Consider the following 13,355-nt stretch of genomic DNA (forward strand, 5'->3'; position numbering starts at 1 on the left):
CTATTTGATACCTCTGGGTCGTTTCCGTATGTCTCGACTAGAGGTGCTAGTTCCCGGTGCGAGACGTTAGCAGCGCGGAGGCTGGGTATACCGTTGTGAGACCGTAAGCGGAGGGACTCCGCGCGCCGAGCCCCCAGGGATGGGTTTACGGCGTGTCTCACAACGGTATACCCAGGCGTAGCACTCTAAGCGAAGTCGCCTTCGCAGACAGAATAGGTGAGCACAGAAAGGAGTTAAAGTCATGGCGCTGACCCAATACCAAGTCGATGCCTTCACCCGGCGTCCCTTCGAAGGCAATCCCGCCGCCGTCGTCCCTCTGGAACAATGGCTCGACGACGCCCTGATGCAGACCATTGCCAATGAGAACAACCTCTCGGAAACGGCGTTCTTTGTGCCCGAAGACGATGGCTTCGCGCTGCGCTGGTTTACCCCCGAGGCCGAAGTTGACCTCTGCGGGCACGCCACACTGGCCTCCGCCCACGTGCTGTTCGAACACATGAACTACCCGCAGCCGGGCATCCGCTTCAGCACCCGCAGCGGCGACCTTGTGGTCGAGCGAAGGGGTGACCGGCTGGCCATGGACTTTCCCGCGCAGCCGACTCAACCCGCTGAGTGCCCCGAAGCGCTCATCAAGGGCTTGGGGGTGACCCCGGTGGCCGTGGAAAAGAACGTGGATATCCTGGCAGTACTGGCCAGCGAAGATCAGGTTCGCGCCCTGCAGCCGGATTTGACCGAGCTGAAAAAACTCGATTGTCGCGGAATCATTGTGACGGCTCCCGGCGACAACAAGGATTTCGTCAGTCGTTTTTTTGCCCCGGCGGTGGGCATCGCGGAAGATCCGGTGACCGGATCGGCACACTGCGAGCTGGCGCCTTATTGGGCCAGGCAGTTGGGCAAAGATAACCTGTCCGCGCGGCAAATTTCCAGGCGCGGCGGTGATGTGGATTGCGAGTTGAAAGGAGACAGGGTGACGCTATTGGGGGCGGCGGTGACGGTGATCAAATCCGAGTGGATGGTATGATGTTGAGTTGATGGTGGATGACGGGGCAGTGCCCCTTATCCACCGTATCCCGGATTCGACATGCGCGGTGCTCTACGTCTCGGTAGTTTCCAACCCGTAATGACTCCCGCCCACCGCCTGCTCTTCCCGCCGGAACACAATCAGATGATCCGCCTCAATACGAATACCCACATGATCGCCGATGGCGTAGTCATGGTGACTGGGGAACGCGGACTGAATGCGGCTGCCGGTGGGCAACTGTAGCGTATACAGCGTGGCCGTTCCGGCAAATACCTTGGCAACCACCTCGGCGCGTTTGTCACTGCTGTCATCGTGAATGACATCGTCCGGGCGCAGCAGAATATCCACCGGGGTATTTTCCAGCCATTCGTAGCAGCGGTTGCCCTCGATATCGCCCAGTTCCGTGCGCACCGTATGTCGGTCCAACAGGTAGCCCGCGAGAAACACACCCTGCCCGACAAAGTTGGCCACAAAGCGTGTGGCTGGCTCATGATACAGATTGAACGGGGTATCCCATTGTTGTAATTGACCGGCATTCAGGACGCCGATCCGGTCGGCCATGGCAAAGGCTTCGGACTGGTCGTGGGTGACCATGATGGCGGTGATACCGCGCTCTTTCAGAATCGCCCGCACCTCGAGTGCGAGAGCCCGGCGCAGTTCCACATCCAGGCTGGAGAAGGGCTCGTCCATCAACAACAGTTTGGGCTCGGGCGCCAGAGCGCGGGCCAGGGCGATGCGCTGCTGCTGACCGCCGGAGAGCTCGTGGGGATAGCGGTGCCCCAGATCCTCGAGCTTGACCAACTGCAACAACTCGTCACAGATCCGGGCCTTCTCGCGGGCACTCTGGTTTTTCAGGCCAAAGGTCAGATTGTCCCTGACGTTCAGGTGGGGGAAGAGGGCGTAATCCTGAAACACCATACCCACCCGGCGCTGCTCCGGGGGAACCGATTGCTCCGCCGAGGCCAGCAGTTGTCCGGCCAGTTCGATGCGGCCCGCCGAGGGCTGCAGAAAGCCGGCGATGGCGCGCAGCACGGTGGTCTTGCCGCAACCGCTTGGGCCGAGCAGGCAACAGATGTCGCCTTCGGTCAACGACAGTGACAAGTCCTCGACGACCCGCTCGCCGTCGTAGCCACAACTGATTTTGTCGAGTTCCAGCAGCGCGGACATAAGTTACCGTGAGTGGTTGAACAGGAATTCGATCAGGGCCTTCTGAGCGTGCAGGCGGTTCTCTGCCTCCTCCCAGACCACGGACTCCGGAGAATCCAGCAGTTCGGCACTGATTTCCTTGCCGCGATAGGCGGGCAGGCAGTGCATGAACAGGGCCCGGTCGTGGGCGTGACTCATCAGCTCGGCATCAACCTGGTAGCCGGCGAAGGCCTGTTCGCGCAGTTTTTTCTCATCTTCCTGGCCCATGGAGGCCCAGGTGTCGGTGACCACCAGATCGCTGTCTTTCACCGCTTCTTCCGGCGTGCGGAAAATGCTCACCCGATCGCGCGCGGCATCGAGCAGGTCCTGGCGGGGTTCGAAGCCTTCCGGGCAGGCAATGCGCAGCTCAAAATCCCACTGCTGGGCGGCGTTAATATAGGACTGACACATGTTGTTGCCGTCACCGACCCAGGCGACCGTTTTGCCCTGGATGGGGCCGCGATGCTCAAGGAAGGTCTGCATGTCCGCCAGCAACTGGCAGGGATGGAAGTCATCGGTCAGGGCGTTGATGACCGGCACCCGGGAATACTCCGCGAAGCGCTCCACATTGGCATGCTCAAAGGTGCGGATCATCACCGCATCCACCATCCGCGAGAGTACCCGGGCCGAGTCCTCAATCGGCTCGCCGCGCCCCAATTGGGTATCGCGGGGCGAGAGGAACAGGGCGTGACCGCCCATCTGTGCCATGCCGGCTTCAAATGAAACGCGGGTGCGGGTGGAGGATTTTTCAAAAATCATCCCCAGCACCTTGTTCTTGAACAGCTCTTCGGACTCGCCGCGGGCCTGAATGGCCTTGAGCTCAATGGCGCGATCCAGCACCGCATTCAGTTCGGCGGGCTCGAGATCCATCAGGGTCAGAAAATGTCTTGGTTGGGCCATAACGGCAACTCGTTGTATTGCTTGGGGCCGGTTTCCGGCCTGTGAATTAAAAGGCGCGAATCAATTCCACCACACCGGTGACCAGCTGCTCGGCTTCCGCTTCCGTCAGAATAAACGGCGGCAGCAGACGCACGGTATTACCGGCGGTCACGTTGATCAGCAGCTCGCGCTCGCGGGCCTGTGCCACCAGTTCGGCGCAGGGGCGATCGAGTTCCAGGCCGATCATCAGCCCTTTACCGCGAATGTCCACCACCTTGGCATCGTTCTTCAGGCGCTCGCGGAACTGCTCCAGCAGCCAGTCGCCCATCTGGGCGGCACGGGCAATGAGGCCCTCATTGAGCAGGGTTTCCACCACGGCAATGCCGGCCCGGCAGGCGAGCGGGTTGCCACCAAAGGTGGAGCCGTGGCTGCCGGGCTGAAACACCTCGGCCGCCCGGCCGCGGGCCAGGCAGGCGCCAATGGGTACACCATTACCCAGGCCCTTGGCCGTGGTCAGCACATCCGGCTGGATACCGTTGTGTTGAAAGGCGAAGTAGCGGCCGGTGCGACCATTGCCGGTCTGTATTTCGTCCAGCATCAGCAGCCACTTGCGCTGATCGCAGATTTCCCGCAACTGGTTCAGGTAACCCGGCGCGGGCACCCGCACGCCCCCTTCGCCCTGCACCGGTTCGACCAGAATGGCGACGATATTGGCGTGTTGAGCGGCAGCGGCACGCACCGCTGCCGGGTCGTTGTATGGCACCCGGATGAAACCTTCCACCAGGGGCGCGAACCCCTCCTGGGCCTTTTTGTTCCCGGTCGCGCTGAGCGTCGCCAGAGTCCGGCCGTGAAAGCTGTTTTCCATGACCAGAATGGCCGGGCGCTCGACGCCCTGAGCGGCACCGTATTTACGGGCGAGCTTGATGGCCGCTTCGTTGGCTTCCGCCCCGGAATTGGAGAAAAACACCCGCTCCATACCGGTCTGCTCGCACAACAGATCCGCGAGTTGGCGCTGCGGCGGAATGTTGTACAGGTTGGAGACATGCAGCAGGGTGCCGGCCTGATCGCACAGGGCGCGGGTCACCGCCGGGTGGGAGTGTCCCAGCCCGCACACGGCGATACCGCTGATGGCATCGATATAGCTGTTGCCCTGATCATCCCACACACGGCTGCCCTCGCCCCGAACCAGGGTCAGAGCGCGGGTCCCGTAAGTGTTCATCAATGTGTCCATGGTTTACTCCACAGCCATCCGCTCCAGAGAGCCGGAAAACAGAATCAATAAAACCGCCAAAAGCCCGTTGTCGTGAACAGGCAGCCAGATCTCGATAAGGCGGGGATCAAACAGGGGGTTCGGAACGCTCCGAGTCGGCCTTGAGCTCGCCGTGTGTGGCCTGGTATGGGCGGACGGCATGAACCCGTAAATGGCAAAAAAGCAATACTATAGCCATTTTACGGCGTTGGCAAATGGCATCCATTCGCGTTGCCTGGCCGTACTCCTGGCCGTTTTGTGTGCGGTTACAACGCCGGCGCCGAACCCGGTATCATGGCCGCGGCCCGGTTTGGGTCCGAATTCTGACAACGACTCCCCAAGGTGGTAGTTCATGGCTCGACATTTTGTCTCTGTTTCAGCCCGAGCATTGCGCTCGGCGCTCCTCGTCCGCGCGGCTCCACTGTCCATCGCCGCCCTGATTGGCGCCGGCGCTCAGGCCCAGGGGCTGGAAACCCTGGTGGTGACTGGCGAGGCGAGTGAAGGAGATGCCTTACCCGGGGCGGCGTCCCTGGCCATGGATCGCCGGCAGCCCGGGATGCGTATCGACAGTGGCGAGTTGTTGCAGGGGTTGCCCGGCGTGCAGGCCGACAGTCGTTCCAATTACGCTCAGGATACCCGGGTGACCCTGCGCGGTTTTGGCGCCCGGTCGGCGTTCGGGGTGCGCGGTATTGATCTGCAGTTGGACGGTATTCCCCTGAGTACGCCGGACGGCCAGGGGCAGCTCTCCAGCGTGCCGGTGGATGAAGTGGATCGGGTACAGGTCCTGCGCGGCCCACTGGCGGTGTTGTATGGCAATGGCGCCGGCGGGGTGATCCAGTTTGACAGCGCTGCCCCCGAACAAAACCGCCTGAGTGGGCGGGTATTGGCCGGGGAGGGCGATCGGCAGCGCCAGGCGCTGACCGGCGAGTGGCGCGAGGGCGCCTGGGGCGCCCGGCTCCACGGTTCGCGGTTTACCAGCGATGGCGAGCGACCCCACGCGGAAGCCGAACGGCGTCAGGCCGGGGCCCAGCTGTATTATCAGGCCGACAGCGGTATCGAGACGGTGGTGCGTCTGGACACCAGCCACGATCCGCTATTGCAGGATCCGCTCGGTCTGTCTCCGGAGCGCTGGCGGGAGGATCCCCGAGCGGGTAACGAGCGCGCGGCGCTGTTCAATACCCGAAAGCGCATTCGCCATCAACAGGGCTCGGTCACGGTGCGCCAGGCGGAGGGCGAGCACCGCTGGCAGGCGGCGCTCTGGCAGGGCCAGCGCGAGGTGGATCAGTGGCTGCCGTTTCCCGGGGGCGACCTGACCAGCTCCGGCGCGGTGATTGATCTGACCCGGGATTTTTCGGGCCTCCGGGCCAGCTATACCCGCGATCTGTCACTGCTCGATCGCCCGCTGGAGGCGACCCTGGGCGCGAGTGTCGAGCGCCAGGAAGATCGGCGCCGTGGCTACGTCAATGATCAGGGCGAGACCGGGGCTCTGCGCCGCGACGAACTGGGTGAAGTCGACAGTCGGGATCTTTATGGCGTGCTGACCTGGCAACCCACCGATCGATGGGAAATCACCGGCGGTGTCCGCCACAGTGACCTGTCCTTTGCGGTGGATGACTATTTTGTGGTGCCGGCGGATGGCGACAGTCCGGGCAACCCGGATGACAGCGGTGGCCGGGATGATGACTTTGTCGCGCTGGCCCTGGGCACCACCGTTCGCCTGAACACCCAGTGGGAGGCGTTCGCCGGAGCCGGACGGGGCTATGAAACCGCGACCCTGACCGAGATGGCCTACCGCAACGAGGGCTCGGGCCTGAATACCGCGCTGTCGCCGGCGGAAAACCGTCAGGTTGAGGCGGGCCTGCGATGGGGGTTGGCGTCGCCGCATCGGGTGACGGTGAGTCTGTTCCGGATCGACAGTGACGATGAGCTGGTGGTGGATCAATCCGAGGGGGGACGCACCACTTACCGCAATGCGGCCGAGACCGAGCGTTGGGGTCTGGAGGCCTTTGGTGAGCTGGCCCTGGCGCCGGGCTGGTGGGCGCGGTTCAGTGCCAGTTATCTGGAAGCGGAGTACACGTCCGGGCCCGACGCGGGCAACCAGTTGCCGGGGATTGCGGATACCAATCTTTACGCGCAGCTGCGCTGGGAGCCGTTGCTGGATGACCGAGTGGGCACGGCACTGGTGGCCCGTTATCGCGGTGAGGTGGCGACCGGCGATGACAACGCGGTGTTTGCGCCCTCGGCGGTCACCTGGGACTGGAGTGTGGATTCGGCTTATCAGTGGGGCGATTGGTTGGCGTCGGGTTGGTTGAAGCTGGAGAATCTGACCGATGAGCAGTATGTTGGCTCGGTGATCGTCAATCAGGGCAATGGCCGCTCGTTCGAGCCCGCCCCCGGTCGGCAGGTGAGTGCCGGTTTAGACTTTGAATATCGGTGGCAATGAATATCCCAACCCTCCCCCTAAGCGACTACCACGCCGAATTCCTTAACGCGCTCGGCCGTGGCCCGCTCCTGCTGGAAGCCGAGCCGGGTGCGGGTAAATCCACTCTGGCGCCGCTGTGGGCGCTGGAGGCGGCGCCGGCGGGGCGGCAGGTCTGGTTGGTGCAGCCGCGCATTCTGGCGGCGCGGGGGGTGGCACGACGGCTCGCCTCGCTGTATGGGGAGTCGGTGGGCCAGACGGTGGGTTATCAGGTGCCGTTTGACCGGCAGGTGTCCGAGGCGACCCGGCTGGTGGTGATGACGCCGGGGATTGCCCTGCAGCGTCTGCTGGCCGACCCGGAGTTGGCCGGGGTGGCGACGGTGATGCTGGATGAGGTGCATGAGCGGGCACTGGATCAGGATACGGCCTGGGCCTGGCTGCAGGAGGTGGCGGTACTGCGGGAGGATCTGGCGCTGGTGTTGATGTCCGCTACACCCGATCCGGCGCTACAACAGCAGGTGGCTCAGCGGCTGTCGGCGCCGGGGCGATGTTTCCCGGTATCGGTGCAGAATCTTGCGCCCCGGCGGGATGCCCGGGGGGCTGCGGAGCGGCTGGATGAGCAGTTGCTACAGGCACTGTCCGGGGTGGCGGATTGGCAGGCGCAGACCGTGCTGGTGTTTCTGCCGGGCTGGCGGGCGATTGAAGATTGCGCTTCGGCTCTGGCGCGCTGGGCGCCGTCCGTCCGGCTGGCTCGCCTGCACAGTCGGGTGCCGGACCAAGAGCAGCAGGAGGCATTGGATCCGGCCAGTGGCCCGCGGGTGATTCTCGCCACCAATATTGCCGAAACCTCGCTGACCATTGCCGATGTCACCCTGGTGATTGACTCCGGTCAGGTGCGCCGTTCGGTGTATGAGCAGGGCACCGGCGTGAGCCGTCTGCAGACCCGGCGGATCAGTCAGGCCAGCGCCGAGCAGCGTCGCGGTCGGGCGGGGCGGGTTCAGGCCGGGCACTGTATCCGGCTCTGGTCCCAGGAGGAGGCGTTGGCGCCAGCGGAGCCGCCGGAGGTGCGCTCCACCGACTATGTGCCTCTGGCTCTTCGCTTGGCGCACTGGGGTTCCCCCGTGGAGGAGCTGTCGTGGCTGGAGGCGCCCAACGCGCTGGCCCTGGCACGGGCCCGCCAGCAATTGCAGGATTGGCAGTTGCTTGATGAGGCGGGGCAGGTGACCGACGCGGGGCGGCAGGTGGCGGCTCTGGGCACTCATCCGCGACTGGCTCGCCTGTTGCAGACTGCGCTTGAGACGGAATCAGCGGATCAGGGGAAAACCTTGCCGGAAGGCGCGCTGCTGCTGGCGTTGGCTCTCCACTTTGACGCGCTGGAAGCGTCGGATCAATGGCAGGAGGCGGCCGGGACGATGCGCGCCGGTCAGCGTACCTGGCAGCGGCAGGCCCGGCGCTGGCTCAGGGTGCTGGGCGCCGAGGAAAGTCGGGCCGAGCTGGACCCGGCCTGCCTCGCCGATGCCTTTCGGGACCGGATCGGGCACCGTCAGGATTCGGGCCGGTACCGGCTTAACAGCGGCATCAGCGTCGCGCCGGATCGGCCCATGGACAGCGAGTGGGCGGTATTTGCCGATGTGCAGGCCCGGGGCAAAGGGCATAGTGGCGTCGGCTGGCCGTTGACGTTGAACGCCGAGCAGCGGCGCGCCCTCAGTCAGTGTGAATCCCGTCTGAGCCATCGCAGCAAGGGCTGGATGATGCACACCACCTGGCGGATGGGGGGCTCGGTGACGGCGGAGGATCGACACCCGGTCACCGGCGAGGCGCTGGCCGAGGCTCTGGTGGCGGACCTGCGCGAGCGCGGGCTCAGTGCCTACCCCTGGTCCGAGGCGGCGTCAGGCCTGTACCGACGGGCCCGGCTGGCCAGTGAGTCGGGGGTATTGGACCTTCCGTCGCTGAATAAATCGGCGTTGTTATCGACACTCGATCAGTGGTTTGCGCCCTTCGTGACCGACAGCGTTCACCCCGACCGATTGCCCTGGCGCGAGGCGCTGACGTTTTATCTCGGCCACGATACCGTGCAGGCGCTGGACCAGTTGCTTCCACCTCAAGTGACGCTGCCCAGCGGCCGCTCGGTGTCGGTGGACTACCCCGAAAACGGGACGCCGACGGTGAGCGGCAAACTGCAGGAGTTTTTCGGCTGTGACCGGTTTGAGCTCGCCGACGGGCGGGTGCCACTGCGGCTGCACCTGGCCTCGCCCAACGGCAGCCCGCTGGCGATTACCGCCGATCTGGGGTCATTCTGGCAGGGTGCCTATGGGGAGGTACGCAAACAGATGCGGGGCCGCTACCCCAAACACCCCTGGCCGGAGGACCCGGCCAGCCATCCGCCCACCCGGCTGACCAAGAAGCGACTGGGCGCCTCCTGACTGGTTTCCGCGCGCCGGCTGCGTTAGAATGCGAATACTTGACTCGCCTGCTAGGTCTTTCCCGGGCGAGGGTAACCCACGAATTTTGTTCACCTTATTGGCACAAGAGAGGTCAGGCAGTCCTATGGACGAAGTACAGGCAACCATCAAGCAGCAGATCGAAGAAAACCCGGTGATTCTCTACATGAAGGGCTCGCCCAACGCGCCTCAGTGCGGTTTTTCCCAGCGCACCTCCCAGGCGGTCATGGCCTGTGGCCAGCGGTTTGCCTACGTCGACGTGCTGGCCAACCCTGAAATCCGCTCCGGTCTGCCCCTGTATGGCAACTGGCCGACCTTCCCGCAGTTGTGGGTCAATGGTGAGCTGATTGGCGGTTGCGACATTGTGCTGGAAATGTACGAAAGTGGTGAGCTCAAGCCGTTGCTGGAAGGCGCTGCCGCCAAAGAGTAAGGTTTGCATGCGCTGTGTTCCGGTGGCCACCCGGGCCGCCGGACTCCCCTTCTCGCAGGACACCATGCCTCAAAACCAGGCGAGGTAGACCAGTAAAATCCCCAACAAGACCACGCCACTGAACGCAATCAATGCCACGCCGAGTTTCTGGTAAAAGCGATCGCGCTTGTGCTGTTGCCGGGTCTGCTCACCGATATCATGTACTTGCCACACCAACTCACGGGAGCGTTCCAGTTTGGCTCGGGTTTCCATCAGTACCTGAATGTCCCGGTCGATGACCGCGACGGCGCCGGCTTCGCCCTCTACCCGTTGGCGCGCGGCCCGCAAATTGGCGAGCTGTTGCTCCAGGCGTTGCATTTTGTCATCGATATTGGCGGAGACTTCATTAATTTTCATTGGACACGGATCTTTAAGGGGCTATAGGTCGCAAGCCTCCACCATAGCAGATTCGGGCCCGGGACGTCTGTTGTATACTGTGTATAACACAGCGTTCAGATCACTGTGGTATTGTGGCCGGGCGACATACCCGAAGGATGACACGAGGAGAACGATCCATGCTGAGAATGTTTAATATCCGGGGCGCCACCCTGCGCGACCAACCCGTGGATGAAAACAACCTCAAAACCGCCCTGAACGACGCGGTCTGGATCGATGCACACGAACCCTCCGAAGACGAGCGCGAACTGCTCAACACCTTCCTGCGGGCCGAGCTGCCCGAATCCGACGATGTGGAAGAAATCGAGTTCTCCGCCCGCTACTTCCAGGACGCCGCCGGCCTGCACGTTCACTCCCTGTTTCTCTCACCGGGGGAAGGCCGTCACAGCACCGTCACCGTGGCCTTCATCCTTCAGGACAAACGCCTCATCACCCTGCGCGACGGCGACCTCGCGGACTTCCGCCTGCTGCGCATGCGCGCCCGGCGCGGCCAGGTCCAGGCCAGCTCGCCCCAGGACCTGATGATCACCATGTTCGAGCAGAAAGTTGAAAACCTCGCCGACGTCCTCGAAGACATTCACCGCAAACTCGAAGACGTCAGCCACATGGTCTTGGAAGACGACGACGCCGAACTCGAAGAAGCCATCGACCGGCTCGCCAAACTCGAAGACAGCAACGGCAAAATCCGCCTCTGCCTGATGGACACCCAGCGGTCCATCTCCTTCCTGCAGCGCCACCTGCGCGAGCACTTCGAGCTGCAGGAAACCGCCCGGGAAATCAAACGCGACGTGGACACATTGATGTCACACACGGCCTTCCTGTTCGACAAAATCAACTTCCTGATGGACTCCACCCAAGGTTTCATCAACATCGAACAGAGCCAGATCATCAAAACCTTCTCCATTGCCGCCGTGGTCTTTCTGCCCCCGACCGTGGTCGCCAGTATCTACGGCATGAACTTCGAACTCATGCCCGAACTCGACTGGCAATTCGGCTACGTCTGGGCCCTGGTCATCATGGTGCTATCGGGCATCGCACCCTATTGGTATTTCAAGCACAAGGATTGGTTGTAATTGACGCGCCTCATTATTTGATCGATCTACGTATCTTACGAAGTACTGAGGGCCGATTTGGGGTGCCCTGTTCCCAGACCGTGGAGCGGGGGACCCGCGATGCGAGCCTACAGGGATGTATTTACGGCGTGTCTGGGAACAGGGCACCCCAAGGCGGACCGGACTATCCGCATCCCCAAACATCAGTTTCAAGATTGTTTTCGCATTAAACCGAGGAAATCATTTTGTTTGAAGCAGTACTATTCGATTGTGACGGCGTTCTGGTCGACTCCGAAGTCCTGTCCACCCGCGCCTTGCATCGCTCGATTCAAAGCCTGGGCATGAACTACACCGAAGCCCAGGTCCACCGGGAATTCACCGGCCACAGCTGGCCCGACTGCGTCAAAATGGTCGAACAACGCCTCGGCAAACCCATCCCCGACATGCAACGCTTCCTCGACCAGAATCGCGAACACTCCGAGTACCTCATGCGCACCCAGCTCGAAACCATGCCCGGTATAAAAGACGCCCTCGAACGGCTCGAACACCCCTTCGCCGTCGTTACCAACTCGCGCACTTTCGAACTGCAACTCAAACTCAAAGTGACCGGCCTTGAAGACTACTTCCCGGTCGAGCGCCGCATCGACTGCCAGAAATTCGATGTTGCCAAACCCGACCCCGCCATCTACCGGAAAGCGGCTGAGCACCTCGGTGTCGATATCACCCGCTGCCTCGTCATCGAAGACAGCGTACCGGGGCTGACGGCCGCCACCGGCGCCGGCGCCACCGTCTGGGCCTACCGCCCGCACGCCAACGAGCAGCAACTCAAAGACTTCGGGGTCGATCGCGTCTTCCACGACTGGTCCGAATTTTCGGTTCCTCGCGTCAAAGCCTGATCCCGGCGAGGCTCCCGGTCGTATTCAGAGAGATACGACCGAGGAGTCCCCATGAAACCCTATGCCCTGGTTTTTGGCGCCAACAGCGCCATTGCCCAAGCCCTGATTCCGCACCTGTTGAGCGAATACCAGGTGCTTGCCGTCAGCCGACAAGCTCCCGCCCAGTTGCCCGAGGGGGTTCAACACTTTACCTGCGACTACAGTGAACCCGCGTTGGCGGAGTTGGCTGAACAGATCAAAGAAAATGGTGTGCCGGTGACTGCACTCTTCTGCGCGGTGGGGGTGTTGCATGGCACGGTGGAGGGTGAACACCGTTACCCGGAAAAAAAACTGGCGGAGCTCAACACCACTCAACTGACCGAGTATTTCACGGTCAACAGTATCGCGCCCGCGCTGATCATGAAGTACTTCATTCCGCTGATGCCCCGTTCAGAGCCGAGTAAAGCGGTGATGCTGAGCGCCAAAATCGCCGGTATCAGCGATAACCGGTTGGGTGGCTGGTATGGCTATCGCGCGTCCAAAGCCGCGCTCAACATGCTGGTGAAAACTGCTTCGGTGGAGTTGGCCCGGTCGCACCGCAAGCTGTGTCTGATCGCGTTGCACCCCGGTACCACCGATACGCCTCTGTCAAAGCCCTTCACCGCTTCTCTGGGGGCTGACAAGTTGTTCAGCCCGGCGATGACCGCCGAGCGGTTGTGGTCGGTGATCCAGACGTTGACGCCGGAGGACACCGGGCGCTTTGTGCACTGGGATGGTAGCGACCTGCCCTGGTAAGAGGGCGTTGAACGGCGAGCTCAGCCGTTCAACGCGGCTTCAGACAGTGTGTCCCGAATTTCCTTGAACAGTTTGCGGGCGCTGCTCGGCGCCTTGTTCTGACTGGCCTCTTTCTGCGCCTGGCGAAGCAGTTGACGCAGGTGTTGGATGTCGACACCGGGGTGTTGGTCGATAAATTCCTGCAGCGCGTCCGGCTCGGTCAGTAAGCGGTCGCGCCACTGCTCGGCCTGGTGATGAATCTGAATACTGGCCCGGCTCTGGTGGTTGAACTGGTCCAATACCGCCTGGATGCCTTCCTGATCGGCATCGCGCATCAACCGACCGATGAACTGCAATTGCCGGCGCCGCGCTTCGCGATGCCGAATGCGGCGCATCTCTACGACAGCGGCCTCAAGCTTGGGTTCGAGGGGCATACGGGCCAGTTGCTCATCGTTGAGTTCGACGAGCTGTTTGCCCAGCTCCTGCAGCGCGTGCATTTCCTTTTTGCGCTGGGTTTTGCTGACGAAGTCATCATCCTGTTCGCTGTCGTCTTCGAAAAACTTGCGGTCGGTCATAACATCAAAGCCTGTACTGA

12 protein-coding genes are annotated in these 13,355 nt (G+C 62.4%); 7 read left to right on the plus strand and 5 right to left on the minus strand.

Annotation, left to right across the window (positions count from 1 at the left end):
* Window positions 1-241: 241 nt before the first annotated feature.
* The gene (locus tag OOT55_RS01755) at window positions 242-1,021 is read left to right on the plus strand and encodes a PhzF family phenazine biosynthesis protein (protein WP_265367447.1); all 780 of its coding nucleotides are present in this window, start codon (window positions 242-244) and stop codon (window positions 1,019-1,021) included.
* Between the two features lie 72 nt (window positions 1,022-1,093).
* On the opposite strand, the gene OOT55_RS01760 is transcribed toward OOT55_RS01755, so the two are convergent.
* The 3 genes from OOT55_RS01760 to OOT55_RS01770 are packed head-to-tail and all read right to left on the minus strand — an operon-like array spanning window position 1,094 to window position 4,316.
* Entirely contained in the window at window positions 1,094-2,188 is a 1,095-nt protein-coding gene (locus OOT55_RS01760) for an ABC transporter ATP-binding protein (protein ID WP_265367448.1), read from the minus strand.
* A gap of 3 nt (window positions 2,189-2,191) precedes the next feature.
* Complete coding sequence (gene argF, locus OOT55_RS01765) at window positions 2,192-3,106, minus strand: ornithine carbamoyltransferase (protein WP_265367449.1); 915 nt, start codon at window positions 3,104-3,106, stop codon at window positions 2,192-2,194.
* A gap of 46 nt (window positions 3,107-3,152) precedes the next feature.
* The gene (locus OOT55_RS01770) at window positions 3,153-4,316 is read right to left on the minus strand and encodes an aspartate aminotransferase family protein (RefSeq protein ID WP_265367450.1); all 1,164 of its coding nucleotides are present in this window, start codon (window positions 4,314-4,316) and stop codon (window positions 3,153-3,155) included.
* Between the two features lie 370 nt (window positions 4,317-4,686).
* On the opposite strand from OOT55_RS01770, the gene OOT55_RS01775 reads away from it, so the two are divergent.
* The 3 genes from OOT55_RS01775 to grxD all read left to right on the plus strand — a co-directional run bounded on the left by OOT55_RS01775 (window position 4,687) and on the right by grxD (window position 9,624).
* Window positions 4,687-6,777 (plus strand): TonB-dependent receptor family protein, encoded by a 2,091-nt coding sequence (locus tag OOT55_RS01775; RefSeq protein WP_265367451.1) that lies wholly within the window; start codon window positions 4,687-4,689, stop codon window positions 6,775-6,777.
* The gene (gene hrpB, locus OOT55_RS01780) at window positions 6,774-9,176 is read left to right on the plus strand and encodes an ATP-dependent helicase HrpB (protein ID WP_265367452.1); all 2,403 of its coding nucleotides are present in this window, start codon (window positions 6,774-6,776) and stop codon (window positions 9,174-9,176) included. Before OOT55_RS01775 ends, hrpB begins: the two co-directional genes overlap by 4 nt.
* Before the next feature lie 124 nt (window positions 9,177-9,300).
* Complete coding sequence (gene grxD / locus OOT55_RS01785) at window positions 9,301-9,624, plus strand: Grx4 family monothiol glutaredoxin (RefSeq protein ID WP_265367453.1); 324 nt, start codon at window positions 9,301-9,303, stop codon at window positions 9,622-9,624.
* Between the two features lie 69 nt (window positions 9,625-9,693).
* On the opposite strand, the gene OOT55_RS01790 is transcribed toward grxD, so the two are convergent.
* Window positions 9,694-10,020: a hypothetical protein gene (locus OOT55_RS01790; protein WP_265367454.1), complete on the minus strand. Its 327-nt coding sequence runs from the start codon at window positions 10,018-10,020 to the stop codon at window positions 9,694-9,696.
* Window positions 10,021-10,178: 158 nt separating this feature from the next.
* Between OOT55_RS01790 and corA the strand changes: the two genes are divergently transcribed.
* From corA to OOT55_RS01805, 3 genes are all read left to right on the plus strand, one after another.
* Window positions 10,179-11,132, plus strand: coding sequence for a magnesium/cobalt transporter CorA (gene corA, locus OOT55_RS01795; RefSeq protein WP_265367455.1), 954 nt, complete (start codon window positions 10,179-10,181; stop codon window positions 11,130-11,132).
* A gap of 224 nt (window positions 11,133-11,356) precedes the next feature.
* Entirely contained in the window at window positions 11,357-12,007 is a 651-nt protein-coding gene (locus OOT55_RS01800; protein ID WP_265367456.1) for an HAD family hydrolase, read from the plus strand.
* Between the two features lie 51 nt (window positions 12,008-12,058).
* A complete protein-coding gene (locus OOT55_RS01805; RefSeq protein WP_265367457.1) occupies window positions 12,059-12,781 on the plus strand; it encodes an SDR family NAD(P)-dependent oxidoreductase in 723 nt (240 codons plus the stop codon).
* 20 nt (window positions 12,782-12,801) lie between these two features.
* On the opposite strand, the gene yjgA is transcribed toward OOT55_RS01805, so the two are convergent.
* A complete protein-coding gene (gene yjgA, locus OOT55_RS01810; RefSeq protein WP_265367458.1) occupies window positions 12,802-13,335 on the minus strand; it encodes a ribosome biogenesis factor YjgA in 534 nt (177 codons plus the stop codon).
* Window positions 13,336-13,355: the final 20 nt, after the last annotated feature.

The sequence above is a fragment of the Marinimicrobium sp. C6131 genome (assembly GCF_026153455.1).
Taxonomy (GTDB): domain Bacteria; phylum Pseudomonadota; class Gammaproteobacteria; order Pseudomonadales; family Cellvibrionaceae; genus Marinimicrobium.